Source organism: Streptococcus sp. 20925_1_77 (genome assembly GCF_041432125.1).
Classification (GTDB): domain Bacteria; phylum Bacillota; class Bacilli; order Lactobacillales; family Streptococcaceae; genus Streptococcus.
The window spans coordinates 1-25,395 of the sequence record NZ_JAPVZB010000007.1; the positions used below are offsets into that span (position 1 = coordinate 1).

The following is a 25,395-nucleotide window of genomic DNA, read 5'->3' on the forward strand; positions in this document are numbered from 1 at the left end:
CACCAACATAAAGGAAGATCAAGAACCAAGGTTGGTTCAAGGCATTCAGCATCAAAGCCATAACGAAGAAGGCTGTGAGGGCTGCCATGGTTGGGACCATTTGAATAATCAAGAAGAAGACCAAACTTTGTTTACGCGCCAAGAAATTGTAACGGCTGTATGCGTAACCTGCAAAGGTAACTATACTTGTTTGTACAATCATGGTGATAATGGCGATAACCAAGGTGTTCATATACCAAGTGCCATAATGAGTTTCAGAGAAAAGTTTTGAGAAGTTATCAAAACTAAGATTGCCACTAAAATCAAGTGTAAAGGCACTGACATTCCCTGATTTGAAGGCTGATAGAACCGTAATCAACAATGGATAAATGATAACGATTGAAAGAACCACCATGTACAGGTAAGTCAAGAAATGATTGAGGCGGCGTTTAAATTGAACTGAATTTTTCATTTTATACATCCTCCATATCAAATGCATGTAGTTTCTTGAAGGCAACCATAGAGATTGAGATCACAATCACAGAGATAATCAAGGTTACCGCTGCGGCCATTGAATATTGAGGAGAAGAATTGGTTGTCAACTTGTAGATCCATGAGATCAAGATATCTGTAGAACCGGCGTTTCCTCCGACAGAACCAGGTCCCCCATCGTTAAACAAGTAAATGATGGAGAAGTTATTAAAGTTGAAAGTGTATTGACTGATCAAAGTTGGAGCTGCAACAGCCATAATCATTGGGAAAGTGATGCTGCGGAATTTTTGCCAACCGTTGGCACCATCAATATAAGCAGCTTCGTAAAGATCGTTTGGAATAGATTGAAGAATCCCTAAAGTCAAGACGTAGATGTAAGGGAAGCCGAGCCAACCTTGCATCATAATCAAAGCAATTTTTGTCCAGGTAGGATCTGTTTTCCAAGGAATCAAAACGCCATCTAAGAATGGGAAGATCTTCGCAAACAATGGGATAACTTGTGCATTGATAGCACCGACACTATCGTTAAACATATTTGAGAAAGTTAGGATAGTGATGAAGGCTGGAACAGCCCAAGGAAGCAAGAAGATAACCCCAAAGATTCGTTTTCCTTTTACGAATGGTTGGTTTGCAACAATAGCGGTCAAGATACCGAGTACGATTTGAAGAGTAGAAGCTGCGAGGGCCCAAATCAAGGTCCAGCCAAGAACCGATGTAAAGGCTGAGCGGAAGGTACTCAAGGTCCACATATTAGTGAAGTTTTGGAACCCGATCCAATCAAGCAAGGTTGTTGGAGCGGTATGTTTGAAGTCGTAGTTGGTAAAGGCGATCATCAAAGTTACTAAAACTGGGAAGATAATCGCAAATGTCATAGCAATGTATGAAGGGATGATCAATAAATATGGGAAGCCATTTTCATAGATGGCTTGAACCATTTCTTTTCCAGTTTTTGGAACAGCAATGCCATTGTTGATACGTTTTGCAACGGTTCCAGCATCCTTAATATTTAAGGCATAAAATAGGAAGTAAACAATGGTAATGATCAAGTGGAAGGCACCACGAATCAAGATAAAGAGAGAATTATCTTGTCCACGGACGGTTCCAAGTGTAACCAATTTCGCTAATTCTCCAGCTCCGATTCCTAGGAAATAGGCGAGAAAGAGAACAGTTACGGCAAGAAAAATATAGCCTTTGGTTTTTTGTTTGTTATAAATTTGCCCAAGACCCGGGATCAAAGAGAGCCACATAGCCTTTTTAGGGTTTTGTTCTGTAGTCATTCAAATCTCCTTATAATGTCCTTGCTAGAGAGCAAGAAGACAAGTCAGACAGTAAGTTGTGCTTGAAAATTGAACATAAGAGGTTGGGACCTTGTCTCCAACCTCTTACTCACACCTAAAAACTGTCTTATTTGCTACCGAATTTTTGTTCGATGGTTTCTTTAATCAATTTCACTGCATCGTCAGCAGATGCTTTTGCAGATTTTTTACCACTTACAGCATCGAAAAGCATAGTAGCAGCTGGATCCCAAACAGCACTCATTTCTGAGATATTTGGCATTGGTTGAGCGTTCTTGAATTGATCAACAACGGCAGTTGTCAATTCATCGTTTTTGCTAACCGCATATTTACGAGCTTCTGTGTTGGCAGGAACTTCATTGGTCTTGTCAAACAAAGCTTTTTGTTGGTCAGTACTTGTCAAGAAGTCAATGAATTTTTGAGCGCCATCAAGGTTTTTCGCACCTGCAGGGATAACCCAAGCTTTACCACCACCAAAGGCAGAGTATTGTTTTCCGTTTGGAAGAGTTGGAATCGTTGCGACACCGTAGTTTACTTTAGCTTCTTTCAATGAAGCAGCTTTCCAAGGACCATCGATGATAGCAGCTGTTTTACCTTCTTGGAATTGTGTTTGGATGAAGTTAGCAGCAGCTTTTGTATCTTGCAAACCTTTTGGCCATTTAGCATACCAAGTTTTTGCATATTCGATACCATCGATAGAACCTTGGTTGTTCAATCCAATATCTTTAGGATCTGTACCGTCTTTACCAAACACATAACCGCCGTTACCTGAAAGTAAACCGTAAGTGTAGTAGAAGTTTGTCCAGTCAGCTAAGAAGGCAGTTGTTTTACCAGGTTCGCTAGCGAAGTCGTACTTGCTATCTTTTGCAAGATTTTCAAGATCACCAAATGTTTTTGGAGCTTCGCTTACAAGATCTTTGTTATAGTAGAGAACCAATGTTTCGATGACAGCAGGTGCACCGTAAACTTTACCACCGTTTGTTACAAGAGCTTCAGTTGTTTTATCTGTATGGCTATCTTTGTTTAATGTCACTTCAGCCAATTGACCATCGCTACCAAGACCACCTACACGGTCGTATGGAGCCATCATTACGTCTGGAGCTTTTTTAGATTGGTTATCAAGAGAAAGGTTATCCAATCCACCAAGAGCATCACCAGTCTTGATGTTAATTTTTACGCCATTTTCTTTTTCAAAAGCTTTTGCAGCTTCTTCAACATAAGATTTGTAGCCTTTGTCTACATAGACGTTGATTTCTTTACTTGCCTCAGAAGAACCTGATGAGTTATTGCTACAAGCAGCAAGTAAGAAGCCGGCAAAACCAACTGTACCAAGTACAGCAGCACTACGTAAAATTGTACGTTTCATGATTTATTCCTCCTAAAGAATAAAAAAAGATAATAATTAGAAACCGTTTTAGACAAACGTTTTCCTAAAACGTCTTAAGTATATCACAAGGCGAAAACGTTTGCAAGTAGTTTTAAACAATTTTTTTAAAAATATTTTAATTCCGAACTTTCTTCTATAAAATGCATCAAATTTGTTGACATTAGCCAAAGGAAAGAATACACTAAGGGGGTGAGGACATTCTGAAAAAAGTTAAAAAAGTTTTTAAGAAATCCCTTGCAGAAAATAGGGAAAAAGTTTATAATAACATGGTACGCAAACGTTTTCGCAAAAATTGCGTAAACTGAGTTGCGCCTGTTCGATTTTTAACAAAGAGTAGAGCCGCTTGAGAGCTGGATACGACTCTGCAACGATACCCATACCGTGCACCGAATCGCAGGCTTCAAAGAAATAAAAAAAGGTGGTAACCCATGAAAAAACGTCAAAGTGGTGTTTTGATGCACATTTCTTCCCTTCCTGGACAATACGGGATCGGATCATTCGGTCAATCAGCATATGATTTTGTTGATTTCCTCGTTCGGACCAAGCAACGTTACTGGCAAATCTTGCCGCTTGGTACAACTAGTTATGGAGATTCTCCATACCAATCTTTCTCAGCTTTTGCTGGGAACACTCATTTTATTGATTTCGATCTTTTGATTGAACGAGGTTTGTTGACAGAAGCAGATCTTAAAGGAGTGGACTTTGGTCAAGATCCTACTCAAGTGGATTATGCAAAGGTTTTCGAACAACGTCGTCCGCTACTTGAAAAAGCCGTTGCGAACTTCTTGAAATCAGGTGATCAAAAAGAATTCCAAGCCTTTTGCGAAGCCAATGCTTCTTGGTTGGAACTATTTGCAGAATACATGGCTATCAAAGAACACTTTGATTTAAAAGCTTGGACAGAATGGCCAGATGCAGCTATTCGTGCACGTGAACCAAAAGCTTTGGCTCAATACCGTGAAAAATTGGCGGATCAATTGACTTACCATCGTGTGACTCAATTCTTCTTCTTCCAACAATGGTTGGCCTTGAAAGCTTATGCCAATGACCATCACATTGAAATCGTCGGAGATATGCCAATCTATGTAGCGGAAGATTCAAGTGACATGTGGGCGAACCCTCATCTCTTCAAAACAGATAAAAACGGGAAAGCGACTTGCATCGCAGGATGCCCGCCAGATGAATTCTCAGCAACTGGTCAACTTTGGGGGAACCCAATCTATGACTGGGAAGCAATGGACAAAGATGGCTACCAATGGTGGATTGAACGCTTGCGTGAAAGCTTCAAGATCTACGACATCGTGCGGATCGACCACTTCCGTGGTTTTGAGTCTTACTGGGAAATCCCTGCTGGATCAGATACAGCAGCACCAGGTAAATGGGTTAAAGGTCCTGGCTACAAACTCTTTGCAGCTGTGAAGGAAGAGCTCGGTGATTTGAACATCATCGCTGAGGACCTTGGCTTTATGACAGATGAAGTCATCGAACTTCGTGAAAGCACTGGCTTCCCAGGAATGAAGATTCTTCAATTTGCCTTCAATCCGGACGATGAAAGTATCGATAGCCCTCACTTGGCACCAAACAATTCTGTGATGTATACAGGAACACATGATAACAACACAGTTCTTGGATGGTACCGCAATGAAATCGACGATCCAACTCGTGAGTACCTTGCCCGTTATACTAACCGGAAAGAGTACGAATCTGTACCGCATGCGATGCTTCGTACAGTCTTTGCTTCCGTCAGCTTCATGGCGATTGCTACTATGCAAGACTTGCTCGAATTGGATGGTTCAGCTCGGATGAACTTCCCATCTACTCTCGGTGGTAACTGGTCATGGCGGATGACAGAGGATCAATTGACTCCAGCTGTCGAGCAAGAATTGCTTGATTTCACTACGATCTATCGTCGTGAAAATAAAGACTTGAAAAAAGAAGTTAAGAAAGCAGAAAAATAATCTTTCCCTATTAAAATTGTTGAAACAAAGGAGACTTTAAAACATGGAATCATTACAAAAATATGTGATTGATCATCACCAAAAAACAATTGCAGAATGTTCAAATGAAGAATTGTACATTGCTTTGCTTAATTACACCAAGCAAGCAAGCGCTCAAAAGAAATTAAATACTGGTAAGAAAAAAGTTTACTATATCTCAGCTGAGTTCTTGATCGGTAAACTCTTGTCTAACAACTTGATCAACTTGGGTCTTTACGACGATGTTAAAAAAGAATTGTCAGATGCTGGTAAAGACTTGATCGAAGTAGAAGAAGTGGAATTGGAACCATCACTTGGTAACGGTGGTTTGGGACGTTTGGCGGCCTGCTTTATCGACTCTATCTCAAGCCTTGGTTTGACAGGGGATGGGGTTGGTTTGAACTACCACTTTGGTTTGTTCCAACAAGTCCTTAAAAACAACCAACAAGAAACGATTCCAAACGCATGGTTGACTGACCAAAGCTGGCTCGTTCGTTCAAGCCGTAGCTATCAAGTGCCATTTGCACACTTCACATTGACTTCTACCCTTTATGATATCGATGTCCCTGGTTACAAGATTGATACCAAGAACCGTTTGCGTTTGTTCGACTTGGATTCAGTTGATTCATCTATTATTGAAGATGGTATTAACTTTGACAAGACAGATATCGCTCGTAACTTGACCCTCTTCTTGTACCCAGATGATAGTAACCGTCAAGGGGAATTGCTCCGTATCTTCCAACAATACTTCATGGTATCAAATGGTGCACAATTGATCATCGACGAAGCCATCGAAAAAGGAAGCAACTTGCATGACCTTGCTGACTATGCTGTTGTCCAAATCAACGATACTCACCCATCAATGGTCATCCCTGAATTGATCCGTCTTTTGACAGAACGTGGTATTGGAATGGATGAAGCTATCTCTATCGTTCGTAGCATGACGGCCTACACTAACCACACAATCCTTGCAGAAGCCCTTGAAAAATGGCCACTTGAATTCTTGCAAGAAGTGGTTCCTCACTTGGTTCCAATCATTGAAGAATTGGACCGCCGTGTTCGCGCTGAATACAAAGATCCAGCTGTTCAAATCATCGATGAGAATGATCGCGTACACATGGCACACATGGATATCCACTATGGATTTAGCGTAAACGGGGTAGCAGCACTTCACACAGAAATCTTGAAGAATTCTGAGTTGAAAGCCTTTTACGACATTTACCCTGAAAAATTCAACAACAAAACAAACGGTATCACTTTCCGTCGTTGGCTCATGCATGCTAACCCAACCTTGTCACACTACTTGGATGATATCCTCGGACGTGACTGGCACCATGACGCATCTAAATTGGAAGACCTTCTTTCTTATGAAGATAAAGATGCAGTCAAAGCAAAATTGGAAAACATCAAGTCTCACAACAAACGCAAATTGGCTCGTTTCTTGAAAGACCATCAAGGTGTGGAAATCAATCCAAATTCTATCTTTGATACCCAAATCAAACGTCTTCACGAATACAAACGTCAACAAATGAACGCTTTGTATGTAATCCACAAATACTTGGACATCAAAGCTGGAAATATCCCTGCTCGTCCAATCACTGTTCTCTTTGGTGGTAAAGCAGCTCCTGCCTACACCATTGCACAAGATATCATCCACTTGATCCTTTGCTTGACAGAAGTGATTGCAAACGATCCAGCGGTAGCTCCACACTTGCAAGTTGTTATGGTAGAAAACTACAACGTAACTGCTGCAAGCTACTTGATCCCAGCTAGCGATATTTCTGAGCAAATCTCTCTTGCTTCGAAAGAAGCTTCAGGTACTGGTAACATGAAATTCATGTTGAATGGTGCATTGACACTTGGTACGATGGATGGAGCCAACGTGGAAATCGCTGAATTGGTTGGACGTGACAACATCTACATCTTCGGTGAAGATTCAGAAACTGTTATCGATCTTTATGCCAAATCAGCATACAAATCAGCAGATTTCTATGAACGTGAAGCCATCAAACCATTGGTAGACTTCATCGTCAGCGATGCCGTTCTTGCAGTTGGGAACAAAGAACGCTTGACTCGTCTTCACAATGAATTGATCAACAAAGACTGGTTCATGACTCTTCTTGACTTGGAAGACTACATTGTAACCAAAGAACGCATGTTGGCTGACTACGAAGACCGTGATGCATGGTTGGATCAAGTCATCGTTAACATTGCGAAAGCAGGATTCTTCTCATCTGACCGTACGATCGCTCAGTACAACGAAGATATCTGGCACTTAAACTAATTACTAGTTATTAGACCAAGGTTCTTAGGACCCTGGTCTTTTTTTATAGAATTGGGGGAGGAAATTGGAAAGGACTAGAGATTGGGAGGAGCGTAGCTACAGATGGTGCATGAGTGTGGGAGGAGATTTTCTTTCAATTTGCCCTTGATTTTCATGTTGCTTTCTGAGACAAAGTGAAGGGGACATCGAAAAAAAACGATGTGCTCGTTTTTCGAAATAAAAGGGAATAACCGCCCTCAAAAAATAGCTCTAACTAAGGTCTAGGTAAGGGGTTTCAAGCAATGGCTGATTCCTTAAAATTTGTTGTTTTTTTGAATTTTTCCGATATGGCGGGGAAAATATTACATAATTTTTCATTTCAAACTTCAAATCTAATCTATTGGTATAAAAAGATACTTCCCCTTAAAAAGCCTTTCGGTGAAATTTATAAAAAGAGAAAGTGGCTTGAAAACCTTTGAAAATAAAGGTTTTTTCAAGTCTATTTACATATATTTTCAACCAAAAGATGAAGAAGAACTTGAAAGTTTGGCGTTTCAAGTTGTTATATATTTAAAGTAAAATAAAAAATTAAATCGACAAATATTTAAAAATGGTTGATTGTGATACAATAGAGATAACTGAAAGTAGCATATTTTTGCCTCTACAGTGAGATTTTTTTAAACAAAAAGGAGAGTTTTGAAAATGAGAAGCTATCGTGAACATGTTTCGAAGCAGGAAAAATTTTCAATTCGTAAGTTATCAGTTGGTGTTGTTTCATTGGCCATCGCTGGATTGGCTACCGTCAATACCTACGGTGCAGAAGTGAAAGCGGATGAAGCTACAGCCCCTTCTACTGAAGCAACCAGTACAGATACAGCAACAAGCGATGCAGCTGTTGCAACAAGTTCTAAGTTGACATCTACAACTGTGACAGAAGGAAATAAAATAGTTACGACTACTTATGTAGAATCACCGGAACTTGAAAAAGCAAAAGCTGATGCAGCTACAGAAGGTGTGACCGTTACAGAAGAAGCTGAAAAAGTCCAACCATCTATCGCAGCAGCAGAAGCGGATAACAAAGCTCAAACAGCTGAAATCAACACAGTCGTTGAAAACTACAAAAAGGCCAAAGCTGAGTATGAAGCAAAATCTCAAGAAATCACATTGATTGAAAAGAGAAATGCAGAAGCAGAAGCAGCTTACAAGAAACAAGTAGAAGACTACAATTCCCAACAAGCAGCTTATAAAGCAGCCTTAGCAGCATACAATCAGAAAAAAGTAGCTTACGATGCTAAACTAGCAGAAAAAGCAGCAGCGGATAAGGCCAATGCTGAAGCTAAAGCTAAGTATGAAGCAGAAATGGCTGTTTACAATACAGCTAAAGCGCAATATGACAAAGATTTACAAGAATACCAAGCTAAGAAAGCTCAATACGATAAAGATAAAGAAGCTTATGGTAAGTTAGTTGCTAAGAAAGCAGAAGAAGATGCTGCTAAAGCTAAGTATGAAGTTGAGCTTGCAAAATACAATGTAGACCTAGAGCAATACGGCAAAGATTTTGCTACTTATCAAACAAAACTTGCTGAATATCAAACAGCTTTGGCACAGTACAAAGATGCTAAAGCAGCCTATGATAAATACATGAATGATAATGGTTTCCAAGATCTAAAAGATGTTGAAACTGTTCAAGATTTGACCTTCCAACGTGAAGGTGGAGCTACTCATACCATTGATGGTATCAGTACTTATCTCACTCGTGATGCCCAAGCTCGTTTGAATACCAGCAATGTGCATCAGTATGATTCCAATAAATTGGAAGCTTCAGATATTGTAGCAACTAGTCCTTGGGCCAATAATGAAACTGAATTTATTCAAATTAAAGAAGGTGACAAATTTGTTGTAACCTATGACAATTTGAATCAGTCCAGCATGCGTGAAAATAAAAAGGATATGCATCCAATCAAGCGCGTGATTTACCGTTATGAGATTCTAAGTCTCCCATCAAATGATGGCAAAGGAATTGCAGCTATTAGTGCGGACCCAACTGTTACTATGACAGTCGGTGCTTCAACAGACCAAAATAAACCAGTTAAAGTTGCTGTAGATGTTGAATTCTATGATGGTGATGGCAATAAGTTTGATTTGACACAGCACAATGCGATTGTCGCTTTGAACTCCCTTAACCACTGGACGGGTGCTTCCTATGTAGATAGTGGGGATAAACCTCGTGCCCTTACAGTAGAAGCTAAAGATAAAAATGGCAACACCGTTCGTGGAACTTGGAACCCATATGCAGATGGTTCATCAATGAGCATTGAAAACAATGCTGTTGTAGTTAAAAATGGAACAGCTGACTTTGGTACTGCGGACGTCACTATCTCTGCTGAAAATCCGATTAAGATTGTGGCTCAAAACGCAACATGGAATGGCAGCGAATTTGCAGTTAGTGAAGAAACTGTGATTGATGCAACATCTGTTAATGCTTCAGGAGCTGGGAATGGTCATGATATCGGAACAGATGAATTCACATTAGATGGTAAAGATGATGTGATCGGTTCTTATACGATTGATCCAACTTCAGGACGGATCATCTTCACTCCTAAGAAGAAATTTGAAAATGTAGAGCACCAAGAATCTGTAAATGTTGGGAATAATAAATACATTCCAATTCCAAATTCAAGTGTTACTTATGATTCTGCTACAAAAGAGGTAACATCATTTAAAGATAACCAATACATTGAACACGGATCAATCTTTAATGGTGAATCTTCAACGACTCTTGAAGGTTGGGACAATCCATCTTCTCCATACCTCTATTATGGTGGGGCAGGCTTGAAGATGTCTGATGGTCACTTGGTATTTACGGCCAATGGAGCTAATGCTGCTGGTCAGCCAACGGTTTACTGGTTTGCGATTAACTCAAATGTTGGTATTCCAAAAAATCCAGGTGAAGCGCCAAAAGAGCCAACAAAACCAACAGAACCTAAGGCACCAACACCACCAACGATTACAGTGGAAAATCTACCTGCAGAGCCAACGAAACCAGAAGAACCTAAATCACCAACTCCGCCAACAGCACCTAACTACACTGTGATTACGGTCGATGTGGAGGAACCAAAAGCTCCAACTCCACCAAAGGCTCCAACTCCACCAACTCCGGAAGTCGTTCCAAATCCGGTGAAACCGGAAAAAGCTGAAGTGAAATGGCATAAGAATAAAGTGGTAACGGAAACAGATATTCCAACCCCACCAACACCAGTTCCTCCAACTCCACCAACTCCATACAACCCACCAACACCAATTGTTCCACCTACACCAATCGTTCCACCAACTCCAGAGGTTCCAACCGAACCAACTCCTGAAGTTCCGGAACAACCTGTACAACCTGCGCAACCACAAACACCTGCGCTTCCAAATACAGGTACAGAAAGCTCAGCTGCAGCTGTTCTTGCAGGTGCGATGGCTGGATTGCTTGGATTGGGTCTTGCTCGCAAGAAAAAAGAAGATTAATTCTTATTTCTTTCGTTCATTCATCTAAATAAAAAAAGTCAGAAGGCAAGTCCTTCTGGCTTTTTTGATGGAGTGATGACCAAATAGTTGCGAAAAAGGACAGAATAGTTTATGGATAAGGAACAGAAATGGGTTTCAAAGACTAAATGGTGTTGAAATCAAGCAGAATACAAATAAAGGACTAAAATAGAGGGAAATCCGCTATACTAGTTCTGTTCGAATGAAAGTTTATCGGACTTCGTTAGATCTCTAATCATACAGTTGTGATATCTTTTTCATCTTTTGCACCCATTATTTTCCAAATGAATTTCATTTGAACGTATCAGTGATCAGGCAAGTGCTTCCACGGTTTTGAGGTGCTTGCCTTTCTATCTGTATCGCGATATAATAGGGTGTAAGAAATGAAAAGGAGTTTGTATGAAAAAGAAACCTATCTATCTTTACATCCTGTTATTTTTCTCTACGGTTGGAACCCTAACATCAGCTGTCTCAACCTTTGGAGCTTCAAAGAGTTTTGAGCTGACAGATGATTTTGCGAAACAACTTGGTTTAACAACGGCTCAAGACAAGGCTGACTACGTGACATATTATGAGAAATCGGCCCAACTCAATCAGTCTCCACTAACCTTTTTATTTGTTTCCCTGATTCTGATTGCTTTGCTTGCAACTTTCTATTTCCTCTTTATGAAGCAGGATCTGTTAACAGCCCATTATACTTACATGGGGCAGATTTTATTAAGTCAAGCCTTCTCTTGCTATAATTATTTTGCAGGGCGTCCACTATTAGCTAGTTTTTCAAACCCGTCCCTTCGCCAACGATATTTGGCATCTTCATCCATTGCTTTGTTACTCTTGACTGCTTTATCTCTTCTCTTCCTTGGAATTGTTTTGTATAAAACCTTGCGTTTGAGAAAAGCTCAAGCGGCATAATAGATAAGTTTGAATGGAGCTCTCTTAGAGGATAAGAGAGCTTCTTGATTGGAGAAAAAAGATGAAAGTATCCTTTGTTTATATTAGTCTGAGTGGAAATACAGAGAGTTTTGTCCGTCGCTTAAGTGACTATTTGCTGGAAGCTCATCCCGGACTTGAAATCGAGAAAGTGCATGTGAAAGACCTGGTCAAAGAGGGCCAGCCCTTCTTTGAAATGACCAACCCTTTTATCACTTTTTTGCCAACCTATTTGGAGGGTGGAAATGGTGTTGACAATGGAGATGTGGAAATTTTGACGACAGATGTCGCAGATTTTATTGCTTATGGAGACAACGCCAGCAAGTGCTTAGGAGTGGTTGGATCAGGCAATCGGAATTTTAACAATCAATATTGTTTAACCGCTAAGCAGTACAGCCAACGCTTTGGTTTCCCTATGTTAGCCGATTTTGAAATGCGGGGGATGTTGGGAGATATTAAAAAAGTAGCCGCCATTGTAGAAGATTTGTATCATCTTTAAAATAAAGAGAGGCTGGGACAAAAGTCCTAGCCTCTTAATTGTTTTTGGATTGTCGAGCAAGACGCAGTGGTTGAGTGGGCTCTACTACGCTGATTTCATCAGCTTTTACAGCCCTACTCAACTGTGCGGAGGTGGGACGACGAAATCGAATTCTAACGAATTACCGATTTCTGTCCCACTCTCTCTTTTACGCTTTATTTTAATTTTTCAGTGATTTCTTTAGCAAGTAGGAGTCCCAATCGATAGTCCTTGTTGATTGCATGGATGACGTCGTTGATATTGTCGGTCTCTCGGATTTTTTCCTTGATGCTATCTTTGAAAGCTTGATCTTTCAAGAGTTGCTCTTGTAAGAGCCGTTGTAGTTTTTCTCTTTCGTACTTGTTAAATAAAAAGAGGATCACTAAACTGATGAGGATTAAGATGTAAACGGTTTGATTCATAGATTTCTCCTGTATATAAAGGATCTGAAAATATAGAGAATGAAAGACATTGGGCATGAGAAAAGGAGTGAGAAAGAACTAAATTGAATCGCATTTAGTTTCTCCTCTCACTCCCATAAGAGATGTTCTACTTATCCATCATAGATAAGAAATTACATTTTCTCAGGTGCATCGACACCAAGTAAGCGAAGGGCTTCTTTTAAGACTACTGCTGTTGAGTAGCTAAGAGCAAGACGGCTTTCGCGTTCTGGGCTTTCATCCAAGATACGAGTGTGTGCATAGTATTTGTTGAAGGCTTGAGCCAAGTTGATAGCATATTTTGCGATCAAGGATGGATCATAGTTTTCAGCGGCACGTTTCACGACACGAGAGAAGTCTTGGAGAAGCTTGATGATTTCCCAGCTTTCTGGGTCGCTCAAGCTGTAAGTCGCATCTGTAGATGGTGTGAAGTTGGCTTTACGAAGGATTGATTGGATACGAGCGTAAGCGTATTGAACGTAAGGTCCAGTTTCTCCTTCGAAGGATACCATGGCTTCGAGGTCGAAGTCATACCCATTGCGGCGGTCTGTCTTCAAGTCGTAGAATTTAACCGCACCAACACCGACTGCATGTGCCACTTCTTCCTTGTTTTCAAGTTCAGGATTCTTTTCTTCGATCTGAGCTTTGGCACGAGAGATGGCTTCTTGAAGAGTTGGTTCGAGAAGGATGATATTTCCTTTACGAGTTGACAATTTTTGGCGGTTTTTTGTCACCAAACCAAAGTCAACGTGAACCATATCATCGCTCCAGTCAAATCCCATTTTCTTCAAAACAGCTTTCAATTGACGGAAGTGGTTAGATTGTTCTTGACCTACAGCATAGATGTTTTTCACAAAGTTGTAAGTCCGTGCACGGTAGATAGCGGTTGCGATATCACGAGTGATATAAAGAGTGGCACCGTCTGATTTCTTAATCATAGCCGGTGGAAGGTTGACATCATCGAGCTCAACGATGCTAGCTCCCTTAGACTCTTTCAACAAGCCTTTGTCTTCAAGAATTTGGACAGCTTCATCCATCTTGTCATTGTAGAAAGCTTCTCCGTTTAAGCTGTCAAATTCAACACCGAGGAGTTTGTAGATACGGTTGAATTCTACCAAGCTTTCGTCACGGAACCATTGCCACAACTCAGTCGCTTCTGGATCTCCATCTTCCAGTTTCTTGAACCAGAGACGTCCTTCATCATCAAGCTCAGGATCGTTTTCGATTTCAGCGTTGATCCGAACGTAAAGTTTTAGCAATTCATCGATTGGGTTGGCTTCGACAGCTTCCTTACTACCCCATTTTTTGTAGGCTACCATCAAGAGACCGAACTGTTTACCCCAGTCTCCCAAGTGGTTGATTTTAATCGTGTTGTAGCCCATTTTGCGGAAGATGTTTGAAAGAGCATCCCCGATAACGGTTGAGCGCAAGTGACCAACTGAGAATGGTTTTGCGATATTTGGACTTGAAAGGTCGATGGTAATGTTTTGGCCATGACCTTCGTCTTGTTGACCGTAGTCTGCCCCTGCTTCGATGACGGATTTGATCACCTGATCAGAGATCTTAGATTTGTCTAAGAAGAAGTTCACGTAAGGTCCAGTTGCAACAACTTTTTCGAAGGCGCTTTGGTTGATCTTTTCAGCAATATCTGCAGCGATTGCTTGAGGAGCCTTGCGTTCCACTTTTGCAAGTGAGAAGGCTGGAAAAGCAATGTCACCAAGATCAGATGATTTTGGTTGTTCAAGCAAATTTAAAATAGCATCTTGGTCAAGAGAGTCAATCACTTTGGCCAATTCACTAGCAATGAGTTCTTTATTGTTCATATTAGCTCCTTAGTCCTTTTAACTATTATTTTAACACAATTCTGAGCGAATTTTCAATTTTTTTGGTATAATTTAAAGTATATTTATTCAAAAGTGGAGGTCCAATGAAAAAGACAGAACGTCACCTTTTGATTCAACAGATGATTCGAAATGAAAAACTGTCCACGCAAAAAGAGATTCAGGATCGTTTAGAAGCAAAAGGAATTGCAGTAACGCAAACGACCCTCTCACGTGATTTGCGGGATCTAGGTCTGGTCAAGGTGAAGCGAAAAGATCAATTGTATTATATTTTGCCAAATGAGCCTGAGGTGGCAGAGATTTATATTATGCTGTCCAGCCATGCCAAGTCTGTCTCACGGGCAGAATTCACCTTGGTCTTGCGGACAGAGCTAGGAGAAGCAGCTCTCTTGGCCAATGGTGTAGATGAGATGTCAGATGAGCGTATTTTGGGGACAGTAGCAGGGGCCAATACCCTCTTGATTGTCTGTCGAGACCAAGATGCAGCCATTGAAATTCAAAATGAAATTTTAGGGATGATGCAGTAATCAAACCCCTTGAAAAGAAAGAAAATACCCCGTTAAGATGTCAAAAGGAGGAAGATAGTGAGCTATCTACTCCTGTTTTCATCTATGGAGCTTGCATCAGAAAATGGTGCAAGAGTAAGGAATAAAGAAGTATGGCAGTAGAGAAAATATCCCCTGGAATGCAGCAGTATCTAGATATCAAAAAAGACTATCCGGATGCCTTTTTGCTGTTTCGAATGGGAGATTTTTACGAATTATTTTATGAAGATGCAGTGAATGCGGCTCAAATTTTAGAGATTTCCTTAACCTCACGGAATAAAAATGCAGAGAATCCGATCCCTATGGCGGGTGTTCCCTACCACTCGGCCCAGCAGTACATCGATGTTCTCATTGAACAGGGCTATAAGGTCGCGATTGCAGAACAAATGGAAGACCCCAAAGAAGCCAAGGGGGTCGTTAAGCGTGAAGTCGTACAGGTGATTACACCGGGTACAGTGGTGGATTCGACCAAGCCAGATAGTGAGAATAACTTCCTGGTTGCTTTGGATCGTTCAGGAAATGAGTATGGGCTAGCCTATATGGATCTGGTGACAGGGGAGTTTCAGGTGACGACCCTCAATGATTTTAGCATGGTTTGTGGAGAAATCCGCAATTTACGTGCGCGTGAGGTGGTCCTGGGTTATGAGTTGCCAGAACAGGAAGAGCGTGTGTTTGTTAGCCAGATGAATCTCTTGTTGTCACATGTAGAGACGGCGCTCGACGATGTTCAACTCTTAGGGGATCAGTTGAGTGAGCTAGAAAAGAAAACGGCTGGAAAACTTCTCCAGTATGTCCACCAGACACAAATGCGGGAATTGAGCCACCTCAAAAAAGCCCATCATTATGAGATTTGCGATTTCTTGCAGATGGACTTTGCGACCAAGGCTAGTCTTGATTTGACAGAGAATGCGCGGACTGGGAAGAAACATGGTAGCTTGTATTGGTATTTGGATGAAACCAAGACGGCCATGGGCGGTCGTTTGTTGCGGTCCTGGATTCAGAAACCCTTAGTCGATTTGAAACGGATACGAGAGCGCCAGGACATCATTCAGGTCTTTATGGATCATTTCTTTGAACGGAGCGATTTGACCGACAGCCTCAAAGGGGTCTATGACATTGAACGCTTAGCGAGTCGGGTTTCCTTTGGCAAGATCAATCCTAAGGATCTCTTGCAGCTAGGAGATACTCTGGGTCATGTGCCGACGATCAAGTCGATTCTACTGGGGATTGGTGATCCAGTCTTAGATGTCTTGATTGCACGCTTGGATGAACTTCCCGAATTACACCGCTTGATTACCTCAGCTATTGCTCCGGAAGCGTCTGCTGTTATTACAGAGGGAAATATCATCCGAACTGGGTTTGACGAGCAATTGGATCAATACCGTGTCGTTCTTCGGGATGGTACTGGTTGGATTGCAGAGATTGAAGCCAAGGAGCGCGAAGCCAGTGGCATTACCGGTTTAAAAATCGATTATAACAAGAAGGATGGCTACTATTTCCATGTCACCAATTCTCAATTGAACCACGTTCCTGCTCATTTTTTCCGCAAGGCGACCTTGAAAAATTCAGAACGCTTTGGTACGGAGGAATTGGCACGTATCGAAGGAGATATGCTTGAGGCGCGTGAGAAATCTGCCAGCCTTGAATATACGATTTTCATGCGGATTCGTGAAGAAGTTGGCAAATATATCCAGCGTTTGCAACAGTTGGCTCAGGCGATTGCAACGGTTGATGTTTTACAAAGTTTGGCCAGTGTTGCTGAGTCGCAACAGTTGAATCGTCCCCTTTTTCATGAAGAACGACGAATTGAAATCGACAAAGGTCGCCATCCAGTTGTCGAGAAAGTCATGGGAGCCCAGTCCTATATTCCGAATAGCATCTTTATGGATGAAGAACGGGATATTCAGCTGATTACGGGGCCAAATATGAGCGGGAAGTCTACCTATATGCGCCAATTGGCGATCATTGTGATTCTTGCCCAAATTGGCTCCTATGTACCCGCGCAAAAGGCCGAGTTGCCAATCTTTGATGCGATTTATACCCGAATCGGAGCTGCTGATGACCTGGTATCGGGGCAGTCTACCTTCATGGTGGAAATGATGGAAGCCAATCATGCCATTCGCAAGGCGACGCCCCAGTCCTTGATTTTATTTGATGAGTTGGGACGGGGAACGGCGACCTATGATGGGATGGCCCTCGCCCAGTCCATCATCGAATATATCCATGATCGGACCGGAGCTAAGACCTTGTTTGCGACCCATTACCATGAATTGACGGCTCTTTCAGAAACCTTGTCTCGCTTGGAAAATGTCCATGTTGCGACCTTGGAGCGAGATGGTCAGGTTACCTTCTTGCACAAGATTGAACCCGGCCCAGCAGATAAGTCCTATGGGATTCACGTGGCCAAGATCGCTGGTTTGCCAGAAGAATTGCTGAAGCGGGCGGATGCGATTTTGACCAAGCTCGAAGGACAAGCCCAGCAAGTACCGCTTGCGGATGCAACCCCTAAAAAGGAAGTACCTTCACAGGTTGCTGAACAAATGTCCCTCTTTGAGGAAGAAACAGAAAGTACAGTGATCACAGAATTGAAGAATCTGGATCTCTACAATATGACTCCGATGGAAGTCATGATGGCAGTCGCCGAATTGAAAAAGAAATTGTAAAAAGAAGATCCTCGTGACAGCGAGGATCTTTTATTAAAGACAAAGTCATCTTAGAAACTTTCCTTAAGTGAGTACGGACGTCAGCGAACTTCTAGGAAGTTCCATGACTAATTATTGAGCCCCTTCGCTCTTTAATTTCTGGGCTCAGGCTAAAACAGTTTCCTAAACTGTTTTACTCTAAAAACTCCCGAGTGCCCCTGAAACGTTTGTGTTTCAGGCACTTTTCTCACAGCGGAAAGTTTCAGTAGATGATTGAATAACTATAACGAGTATAATTTTTATAGAATTTATTAGATTTGTATAAAAGAACAGCTTATCTCCACTTTCAGATCCTCGTGACGGCGAGGATCTTTTCTTTTAGTGGTTAGTAATGCTTTGATTGATTTCTTGTACTTGTTTTTTGTAAAAATGATAAGAGACCAACCAGATGATCACATAAACGAGGGTGAATTCGACAATGAGCGAGAGGTAAAATCCTAGTCGTGCTGGGAACCAGCCGGCCAAGGTGGCTAGGGGAATAAAGCCAAGTAACATGAGTAGGTAATGGCTCAGAGTAGCCCGCAAGAGGCTCCAGTCTTTTTGAAAGAGGAGACTTCCCAAGCTAAAGAGAACCCCAATCGCACCCCAAACGAGGACGCAATAGAGCATGACCAGTGAGCCGTGAACATGATGCAAGAACATCCAGCGGCCGACTGTAGAGTTGGGACTTAAGGGAAGGTATAACTCAGGTGAGAAGTGGTAGGAAAAGAAGATGGATAGAATGAGCCCGATGAGAATCCCTTTTAGGGCGTCAGAAAATGATTGTTTTAGCATGATAATTTCTCCTTAATGGCTTTTAAATAACGACGGGAGGAGTAGGTCAGGCTCCCATTTTTGAGATGGATTTGAACCGATCCTCCACTAGTGAAGTGCAGGTGATCGATTTCTTTTGTGTTGATAATTTCAGATTGGGAAATTTTGAGAAAGAAGGTCGGTAAGCCTTCAGATAGTTGATAGAGTGGTCCAGTCAGGATAAATTGATCTGTCATGGTCTCACCAATCACTTGCCGATTTTCAATGTAAAAACGTTGGAATAGCTGGCTTTCGATCAGGTAAGCCTCCCCATCCTTTTTGGCACGTAAGCGCCCTTTTTGATCCAATTCTTCCACAAAGTCACGGATTCTCTCTACACGCGTAGATAGTGTAGGTGCTGTAATCGTCACCGCTTCTTCTTGGAAGTGGGAATCAATGTGTACTTCTACTTTCATAAGATATTTTCTCCCTCCTTAGGTAAAGTCGGTTAGCCTGCTAGCCCGGCTCCTTCTTTACACTACTATTAAACACTTTTTCCAAAGGGAAGACAAGGGGATTTGTTTATGTGGTCATTTTCTTTGCCTATGCGGTTTTTAGGGAAGAAGACGGGATCAGTCTCTATTTTTTAAGAAAGGGAGTCTTGTGGATCTGTGGTATAATAGAGCTACATGTATCGGTGAAAAAATAGGTAAAGGAGCAGCTATGTCACAGATTATTGAATTGCCAGAAGTCCTAGCCAATCAGATTGCGGCAGGTGAAGTGATTGAACGACCTGCTAGTGTGGTCAAGGAATTGGTTGAAAACTCGATCGATGCTGGAGCTAGCCAGATTGTTGTTGAAATCGAAGAAGCAGGATTGAAGTCGATTCGGATTACAGATAATGGGGAAGGAATTGCGCACGATGAGGTTGCTTTGGCCCTCCGTCGACATGCGACCAGTAAGATCAAGAGTCAAGCAGATCTTTTTCGTATTCGAACGCTTGGTTTTCGTGGTGAGGCCATGCCTTCCATTGCTTCTGTCAGTATTCTAACCCTTCTAACGGCGCAAGAAGGAGCTGCCCACGGGACCAAATTGGTCGCAAAGGGTGGCGAAATTGAGGAATTGGAGCCAGCGACAAGCCCTGTCGGGACCAAGATCACAGTGGAAGATCTCTTTTTTAATACCCCTGCTCGTCTCAAGTATTTAAAGAGCCAGCAGGCAGAGCTATCCCATATCGTGGATATTCTCAACCGCTTGAGCTTGGCCCATCCTGAGATTGCCTTTACCTTGATCAATGATGGAAAAGAAATGACCAAAACAGCGGGGACGGGTAATCTCCGGCAAGCCATTGCGGGTGTCTATGGCCTCGCATCTGCCAAGAAGATGGTGGCCATTGAAAATCGCGACCTAGATTTTGAAGTGACGGGCTTTGTGTCTTTGCCTGAATTGACTCGTGCCAATCGCAATTACATCAGCCTCTTTATCAACGGCCGTTACATCAAGAATTTCTTGCTCAATCGAGCTATTTTAGATGGCTACGGCAGTAAACTCATGGTGGGTCGCTTTCCACTCGCGATCATTAATATCCAGATCGACCCTTACTTAGCCGATGTCAATGTTCACCCTACCAAGCAAGAAGTTCGTATCTCCAAAGAACGGGAATTAATGGCCTTGATCTCCCAGGCGATTGCGAATGCTTTGAAAGAGCAGGACCTGATTCCAGATGCTCTAGAAAATCTAGCCAAGTCGACCATTCGCCGAACAGAAAAGCCAGTACAGACAACCCTGCCTTTAAAAGAAAACCGTCTCTATTATGATCGAGAAAGCCAAGATTTCAAGCTTCGACCAGAAGTGGCAGATCCTCAATTGCCTCTAACAGATGAGGTGGCTGCTGATTCTACAAGCCAAGAAAACCCAGTAGAAAAACCGACAAGCGCGATCAAGTTTGCGGAAAGAAAGACTGCGGTTTATGATGAACTGGATCACCCAGAGTTGGATCTGGCTAGTCTAGACAAGGTCTATGATAAGTTGGATGGGGAAGAACATTCGACCTTCCCAGAGTTGGAATATTTTGGTCAGATGCATGGAACTTATCTCTTTGCCCAAGGCAATGGGGGCCTTTATATCATTGACCAGCACGCGGCCCAAGAGCGGGTCAAATACGAAGAATATCGGGAGAGCATCGGGGACGTAGACGGCAGTCAGCAACAACTGCTGGTGCCTTATATCTTTGAATTCCCTACAGACGATCTGATCCGCCTGCAACAGCGCAAGCACCTTCTAGAAGAAGTAGGCGTCTACTTAGAAGAGTACGGAGCCAACCAGTTGATCTTACGGGAGCATCCGATCTGGATGAAGGAGGAAGAGATCGAGTCGGGTATCTATGAAATGTGTGACATGCTCCTCTTGACCAAGGAAGTGTCCATCAAGAAATACCGGGCTGAGTTGGCCATCATGATGTCCTGCAAACGCTCCATCAAGGCCAATCATACACTGGATGATTACTCCGCACGGGATCTCATCTATCAACTGTCCCAATGTGACAACCCTTATAACTGCCCTCATGGCCGTCCGGTTTTGGTTAACTTTACCAAGTCAGATATGGAAAAGATGTTCCGACGCATTCAAGAAAATCACACTAGCCTGCGGGAATTGGGCAAATATTAAGTAAACGATAAAGGAATCTTATGTACGAATACATTAAAGGAATCTTAACGAAAATTACCGCCAAATACATCGTGGTAGAAACAGCTGGAATCGGCTATCTCTTGCATGTGGCCAATCCCTATGCCTACTCTGGCAAAATGAATCAAGAGGTGCACGTCTATCTGCACCAAGTGGTTCGGGAAGACGCTCACCTTCTCTATGGCTTTGCGACCGAAGAAGAGAAACAGCTCTTTTTAAACTTGATCTCAGTCTCTGGGATTGGACCTGTCTCAGCTCTAGCTATCATTGCTGCAGACGATAATGCAGGCCTTGTCCAAGCCATCGAAAGCAAGAACATTACCTACTTGACCAAGTTTCCAAAGATCGGCAAGAAAACAGCCCAACAGATGGTCTTGGATCTGGAAGGTAAGATCAATCTTGATCTAGAAGATGCACCGGCTCAGTCCAAAGCCAAAGTTGCAGAAGAAAACCAAGCCCTTGAAGAAGCTATGGAAGCCATGTTGGCATTGGGCTACAAGGCAACGGAACTTAAGAAAATCAAGAAATTCTTTGAAGGAACTTCTGATACTGCTGAAAACTACATCAAGTCTGCCCTTAAGATGTTGGTGAAATAGGAGAAGAAGATGCCAAAACGCTGTGGCTGGGTCAAAATGACCAATCCGTTATATGTAGCTTACCATGATGAAGAATGGGGTCGGCCCCTCCATGATGACCAGGCGCTTTTTGAGTTGCTCTGTATGGAGACTTATCAGGCCGGTCTATCTTGGGAAACGGTCCTCAATAAACGGCAGGCTTTCCGAGAATCTTTTCATGGTTACCACCTTCAACGCGTCGCAGAGATGACCGACTCTGAACTGGAAACTTTGTTAGACAATCCAGCCATCATCCGCAATCGTGCAAAGATTTTTGCGACACGGGCCAATGCTCAGGCTTTTTTACAAGTCCAGGAAGAATTTGGATCGTTTGATGCTTATCTTTGGTCTTTTGTCAATGGGAAAACCATCCTCAATGATGTTTCAGATTACCGACAGGCTCCAGCGAAGACAGCTCTTTCTGAGAAGCTAGCCAAGGACTTCAAAAAGCGGGGCTTCAAGTTTACAGGTCCCGTTGCGGTCCTGTCCTACCTACAAGCAGCAGGCCTGGTCAATGATCATGAGAATGCTTGTGAATGGAAGGGAAAATCCATAAAAGAAAAATGATTTTTCGTGTAATTCCAAATTTAATTAGAAATTGAATTATACTGTATTACAGAGAAAAATATTTATTGCAAAACTATAACAAATAATTTATAATATGATATGTAAAGCTACTGGATTAATCAAAGTATCTATAGCTACTATCAAAACAACTAACCAGGGGAAAATTATGAAGACCTTATTAATGTTAATCAAATGGACTATACTGTATGTTTTTTTCGGAATTATCACCATTCCTGTTATGATTATTCGTGAACTTAAAAAATGAAAGAAGAGCTGAGAGGCTCTCTTTTTTCTACGATTTTTCTGTTTTTGTGTTACAATGAAGAAAAATTACGAATAGTATAAGTGGAGGCGTTATGAAAGCAGAGATCATTGCAGTGGGAACCGAAATTCTCACAGGACAGATTGTCAATACCAATGCGCAATTCTTATCAGAAAAGTTGGCCGGCCTAGGGATCGACGTTTATTTCCAAACTGCAGTTGGAGATAATGCTGATCGCCTCTTGTCTGTTCTTGGGATTGCGCGTGATCGAAGTGATCTCGTCATCCTCACAGGAGGTCTCGGACCGACCGAAGACGATCTGACCAAGCAGACCCTAGCCCAGTTCTTGGATAGAGACTTGACCTTTGATCCCGAAGCCATGGCCAAGTTGGATCGCTTCTTTGCCAGTCGGCCAGACCATGTCCGAACGCCCAATAATCTAAGACAAGCGCAAATAGTAACGGGTTCTAAGCCCCTCCAAAACCTAACCGGTTTGGCAGTGGGAGGTCTGGTCGAAGTAGAGGGCATTAGCTATGTGGTCTTGCCTGGCCCTCCGAGTGAATTGAAACCCATGGTTACGGATGAGTTGGTGCCCCTGTTAGCGACAGGAGAGAAGCTCTACTCACGCGTCTTGCGCTTCTTTGGAATCGGGGAAAGCCAGCTGGTAACCGTCCTAGCGGATGTGATTGATAGCCAAACAGACCCGACGGTGGCTCCTTATGCCAAGACCGGAGAAGTGACCTTGCGCTTGTCGACCAAGGCTTCGTCACAAGAGCTGGCAGATCAGAAATTGGATCAGTTGGAGCAAGTGATTCTCCGTCATGAGACCTTAGATGGCCAACCCTTGAGCCAGCTCTTCTATGGCTATGGAGATGACAATTCCCTAGCTAAGATGGCTTTTGAACTCTTGCGTGAGCGAGGCTTGACCCTGACCGCAGCGGAGAGCTTGACGGCAGGGATGTTCCAGTCGACTCTGGCTAATTTCTCAGGAGCTTCAGCGGTCTTGCCAGGAGGTTTCGTCACTTACAGCATAGAGGAAAAGAGCAAAATGCTCCAAATCCCCCTAGCTGAGTTACGAGAACATGGCGTGGTCTCTGCCCATACAGCTGAGCGGATGGCGTCACAGGCCCGCCTCTTAACAGGGGCTGACTATGGAGTCAGTCTGACGGGTGTTGCCGGTCCAGACAGTCTAGAAGGCCACCCGGCAGGGACTGTCTTTATTGGAGTGGCAGGTCCAAAAGGAGTCCAATCAATCAAGGTCAATATCGCTGGCCGGAGTCGTATGGATGTTCGTAAAGTTGCAGTCCTACATGCCTTTAATCTGGTACGCAAGACTGTATTATTAGATGAAAATTTGCTATAATAAAAAGAAGGTGTAAAACATTACGCTTTGAATATAGGAGAAAAGAATGGCGAAAAAACAGAAAAAATTAGATGATATCTCTAAGAAATTCGGAGATGAGCGTGAAAAAGCGCTCAATGATGCCCTAAAGTTGATCGAAAAAGACTTTGGTAAAGGATCCATCATGCGTCTGGGCGAACGCGCAGAGCAAAAAGTTCAAGTCATGAGCTCAGGTTCCTTGGCGCTTGACATTGCCTTGGGTGCTGGTGGTTATCCAAAGGGTCGGATCATCGAAATCTATGGTCCAGAATCATCTGGTAAAACAACCGTTGCCCTCCATGCAGTAGCGCAAGCACAGAAAGAAGGAGGCATTGCTGCCTTTATCGATGCCGAGCACGCTTTGGATCCATCTTATGCAGCAGCTCTTGGGGTTAATATCGATGAACTCCTCTTGTCTCAACCAGACTCAGGGGAACAAGGACTAGAAATTGCTGGTAAATTGATCGACTCTGGGGCCGTTGACTTGGTTGTTATCGACTCTGTCGCGGCCTTGGTTCCACGCGCAGAAATCGATGGAGATATCGGTGACAGCCACGTTGGTTTGCAAGCGCGGATGATGAGCCAAGCGATGCGCAAACTCGGAGCTTCGATCAATAAGACGAAGACCATTGCTATCTTTATCAACCAATTGCGTGAAAAAGTTGGGGTCATGTTTGGGAACCCTGAAACCACACCTGGTGGTCGTGCCCTGAAATTCTACGCTTCTGTTCGTCTAGATGTTCGTGGAAATACTCAAATCAAAGGTACTGGGGACCAAAAAGATACCAACGTTGGTAAGGAAACCAAGATCAAGGTTGTGAAGAACAAGGTGGCTCCACCGTTCAAAGAAGCCATGGTTGAAATCATGTACGGAGAAGGAATTTCACGTACAGGTGAGTTGGTGAAGATTGCAACAGATTTGGATATCATCCAAAAAGCGGGTGCGTGGTACTCATATAATGGCGAAAAAATTGGTCAAGGATCTGAAAATGCTAAGAAATTCTTGGCTGACCACCCAGAAATTTTTGACGAAATCGACCACAAGGTTCGGGTTCATTTTGGTTTGATCGAAGAAGACGAAGCAGTGAAAACCCTTGATAAAACTGAAGAAGCAGTTCCTGTCGTAGAAGAAGTAACTCTAGATTTAGATGACGCGATTGAAATTGAAGATTAATTTTTTTCAAAATAGGTCGCTAGACTGATGGTTTTTGTGTTATAATTTAATACGATAGTATTATCGTGTAGCGAAAGGAGTGCAT

General features: G+C 42.6%; 19 protein-coding genes and 1 pseudogene. 13 read left to right on the top strand and 7 right to left on the bottom strand.

Going from position 1 to position 25,395, the window contains the following annotated elements:
• The 3 genes and pseudogenes from O3626_RS05235 to O3626_RS05245 all read right to left on the bottom strand — a co-directional run.
• Positions 1-451 (bottom strand): annotated as a pseudogene (locus tag O3626_RS05235) (sugar ABC transporter permease); the annotation flags it as partial.
• 1 nt (position 452) lies between these two features.
• Positions 453-1,748, bottom strand: a complete 1,296-nt coding sequence (locus tag O3626_RS05240) for an ABC transporter permease subunit (RefSeq protein ID WP_371495686.1) — start codon at positions 1,746-1,748, stop codon at positions 453-455.
• A 127-nt stretch (positions 1,749-1,875) separates the two neighbouring features.
• Positions 1,876-3,132 carry an extracellular solute-binding protein gene (locus O3626_RS05245; protein ID WP_023919928.1) on the bottom strand — a complete coding sequence of 419 codons (1,257 nt, stop codon included), beginning with the start codon at positions 3,130-3,132 and terminating at the stop codon, positions 1,876-1,878.
• A 449-nt stretch (positions 3,133-3,581) separates the two neighbouring features.
• Between O3626_RS05245 and malQ the strand changes: the two genes are divergently transcribed.
• From malQ to nrdI, 6 genes are all read left to right on the top strand, one after another.
• Positions 3,582-5,111 carry a 4-alpha-glucanotransferase gene (gene malQ / locus O3626_RS05250; protein WP_315375845.1) on the top strand — a complete coding sequence of 510 codons (1,530 nt, stop codon included), beginning with the start codon at positions 3,582-3,584 and terminating at the stop codon, positions 5,109-5,111.
• A 43-nt stretch (positions 5,112-5,154) separates the two neighbouring features.
• On the top strand, positions 5,155-7,413 hold the full coding sequence (gene glgP / locus O3626_RS05255; RefSeq protein ID WP_315375846.1) for a glycogen/starch/alpha-glucan family phosphorylase: 2,259 nt from the start codon (positions 5,155-5,157) through the stop codon (positions 7,411-7,413).
• Positions 7,414-7,694: 281 nt separating this feature from the next.
• Complete coding sequence (locus tag O3626_RS05260) at positions 7,695-7,871, top strand: hypothetical protein (protein ID WP_371495689.1); 177 nt, start codon at positions 7,695-7,697, stop codon at positions 7,869-7,871.
• Positions 7,872-8,094: 223 nt separating this feature from the next.
• On the top strand, positions 8,095-10,902 hold the full coding sequence (locus O3626_RS05265; protein WP_049506248.1) for a GbpC/Spa domain-containing protein: 2,808 nt from the start codon (positions 8,095-8,097) through the stop codon (positions 10,900-10,902).
• Positions 10,903-11,319: 417 nt separating this feature from the next.
• On the top strand, positions 11,320-11,832 hold the full coding sequence (locus O3626_RS05270; RefSeq protein ID WP_049471796.1) for a hypothetical protein: 513 nt from the start codon (positions 11,320-11,322) through the stop codon (positions 11,830-11,832).
• A gap of 61 nt (positions 11,833-11,893) precedes the next feature.
• Positions 11,894-12,349: a class Ib ribonucleoside-diphosphate reductase assembly flavoprotein NrdI gene (gene nrdI, locus O3626_RS05275; protein WP_045760033.1), complete on the top strand. Its 456-nt coding sequence runs from the start codon at positions 11,894-11,896 to the stop codon at positions 12,347-12,349.
• 194 nt (positions 12,350-12,543) lie between these two features.
• Here nrdI and O3626_RS05280 read toward each other — a convergent pair whose 3' ends face one another.
• Positions 12,544-12,789, bottom strand: coding sequence for a MarR family transcriptional regulator (locus O3626_RS05280; protein ID WP_371495692.1), 246 nt, complete (start codon positions 12,787-12,789; stop codon positions 12,544-12,546).
• Between the two features lie 152 nt (positions 12,790-12,941).
• Positions 12,942-14,630, bottom strand: coding sequence for an arginine--tRNA ligase (gene argS / locus O3626_RS05285; protein WP_223325817.1), 1,689 nt, complete (start codon positions 14,628-14,630; stop codon positions 12,942-12,944).
• A 104-nt stretch (positions 14,631-14,734) separates the two neighbouring features.
• Here argS and argR point away from each other — a divergent pair, with 104 nt between their 5' ends.
• Together argR and mutS are read left to right on the top strand one after the other, a co-directional pair.
• Positions 14,735-15,175: an arginine repressor gene (gene argR, locus O3626_RS05290; RefSeq protein WP_003009125.1), complete on the top strand. Its 441-nt coding sequence runs from the start codon at positions 14,735-14,737 to the stop codon at positions 15,173-15,175.
• Between the two features lie 131 nt (positions 15,176-15,306).
• A complete protein-coding gene (gene mutS, locus O3626_RS05295) occupies positions 15,307-17,856 on the top strand; it encodes a DNA mismatch repair protein MutS (protein ID WP_371495695.1) in 2,550 nt (849 codons plus the stop codon).
• 357 nt (positions 17,857-18,213) lie between these two features.
• Here mutS and O3626_RS05300 read toward each other — a convergent pair whose 3' ends face one another.
• Both O3626_RS05300 and O3626_RS05305 read right to left on the bottom strand, forming a co-directional pair.
• On the bottom strand, positions 18,214-18,669 hold the full coding sequence (locus O3626_RS05300; RefSeq protein WP_223325819.1) for a DUF3021 domain-containing protein: 456 nt from the start codon (positions 18,667-18,669) through the stop codon (positions 18,214-18,216).
• On the bottom strand, positions 18,663-19,103 hold the full coding sequence (locus O3626_RS05305; RefSeq protein ID WP_371495697.1) for a LytTR family DNA-binding domain-containing protein: 441 nt from the start codon (positions 19,101-19,103) through the stop codon (positions 18,663-18,665). The genes O3626_RS05300 and O3626_RS05305 overlap by 7 nt, the downstream gene beginning before the upstream one ends.
• Before the next feature lie 247 nt (positions 19,104-19,350).
• Between O3626_RS05305 and mutL the strand changes: the two genes are divergently transcribed.
• The 5 genes from mutL (at position 19,351) to recA (ending at position 25,310) form a co-directional block, all read left to right on the top strand.
• Positions 19,351-21,294 (top strand): DNA mismatch repair endonuclease MutL, encoded by a 1,944-nt coding sequence (gene mutL, locus O3626_RS05310; RefSeq protein WP_254728763.1) that lies wholly within the window; start codon positions 19,351-19,353, stop codon positions 21,292-21,294.
• Between the two features lie 20 nt (positions 21,295-21,314).
• Positions 21,315-21,908, top strand: coding sequence for a Holliday junction branch migration protein RuvA (ruvA, locus tag O3626_RS05315; protein ID WP_003002260.1), 594 nt, complete (start codon positions 21,315-21,317; stop codon positions 21,906-21,908).
• Between the two features lie 9 nt (positions 21,909-21,917).
• Complete coding sequence (locus O3626_RS05320) at positions 21,918-22,493, top strand: DNA-3-methyladenine glycosylase I (protein WP_371495700.1); 576 nt, start codon at positions 21,918-21,920, stop codon at positions 22,491-22,493.
• 356 nt (positions 22,494-22,849) lie between these two features.
• A complete protein-coding gene (locus tag O3626_RS05325) occupies positions 22,850-24,118 on the top strand; it encodes a competence/damage-inducible protein A (RefSeq protein WP_125329284.1) in 1,269 nt (422 codons plus the stop codon).
• A gap of 46 nt (positions 24,119-24,164) precedes the next feature.
• Positions 24,165-25,310, top strand: a complete 1,146-nt coding sequence (gene recA / locus O3626_RS05330) for a recombinase RecA (protein ID WP_371495702.1) — start codon at positions 24,165-24,167, stop codon at positions 25,308-25,310.
• Positions 25,311-25,395 lie beyond the last annotated feature (85 nt).

Coding starts and splice junctions, on each gene's coding strand:
- O3626_RS05240 (WP_371495686.1), bottom strand. CDS start 1,748: ATGACTACAGAACAAAACCCTAAAAAGGCTATGTGGCTCTCTTTGATC.
- O3626_RS05245 (WP_023919928.1), bottom strand. CDS start 3,132: ATGAAACGTACAATTTTACGTAGTGCTGCTGTACTTGGTACAGTTGGT.
- malQ (WP_315375845.1), top strand. CDS start 3,582: ATGAAAAAACGTCAAAGTGGTGTTTTGATGCACATTTCTTCCCTTCCT.
- glgP (WP_315375846.1), top strand. CDS start 5,155: ATGGAATCATTACAAAAATATGTGATTGATCATCACCAAAAAACAATT.
- O3626_RS05260 (WP_371495689.1), top strand. CDS start 7,695: ATGGCTGATTCCTTAAAATTTGTTGTTTTTTTGAATTTTTCCGATATG.
- O3626_RS05265 (WP_049506248.1), top strand. CDS start 8,095: ATGAGAAGCTATCGTGAACATGTTTCGAAGCAGGAAAAATTTTCAATT.
- O3626_RS05270 (WP_049471796.1), top strand. CDS start 11,320: ATGAAAAAGAAACCTATCTATCTTTACATCCTGTTATTTTTCTCTACG.
- nrdI (WP_045760033.1), top strand. CDS start 11,894: ATGAAAGTATCCTTTGTTTATATTAGTCTGAGTGGAAATACAGAGAGT.
- O3626_RS05280 (WP_371495692.1), bottom strand. CDS start 12,789: ATGAATCAAACCGTTTACATCTTAATCCTCATCAGTTTAGTGATCCTC.
- argS (WP_223325817.1), bottom strand. CDS start 14,630: ATGAACAATAAAGAACTCATTGCTAGTGAATTGGCCAAAGTGATTGAC.
- argR (WP_003009125.1), top strand. CDS start 14,735: ATGAAAAAGACAGAACGTCACCTTTTGATTCAACAGATGATTCGAAAT.
- mutS (WP_371495695.1), top strand. CDS start 15,307: ATGGCAGTAGAGAAAATATCCCCTGGAATGCAGCAGTATCTAGATATC.
- O3626_RS05300 (WP_223325819.1), bottom strand. CDS start 18,669: ATGCTAAAACAATCATTTTCTGACGCCCTAAAAGGGATTCTCATCGGG.
- O3626_RS05305 (WP_371495697.1), bottom strand. CDS start 19,103: ATGAAAGTAGAAGTACACATTGATTCCCACTTCCAAGAAGAAGCGGTG.
- mutL (WP_254728763.1), top strand. CDS start 19,351: ATGTCACAGATTATTGAATTGCCAGAAGTCCTAGCCAATCAGATTGCG.
- ruvA (WP_003002260.1), top strand. CDS start 21,315: ATGTACGAATACATTAAAGGAATCTTAACGAAAATTACCGCCAAATAC.
- O3626_RS05320 (WP_371495700.1), top strand. CDS start 21,918: ATGCCAAAACGCTGTGGCTGGGTCAAAATGACCAATCCGTTATATGTA.
- O3626_RS05325 (WP_125329284.1), top strand. CDS start 22,850: ATGAAAGCAGAGATCATTGCAGTGGGAACCGAAATTCTCACAGGACAG.
- recA (WP_371495702.1), top strand. CDS start 24,165: ATGGCGAAAAAACAGAAAAAATTAGATGATATCTCTAAGAAATTCGGA.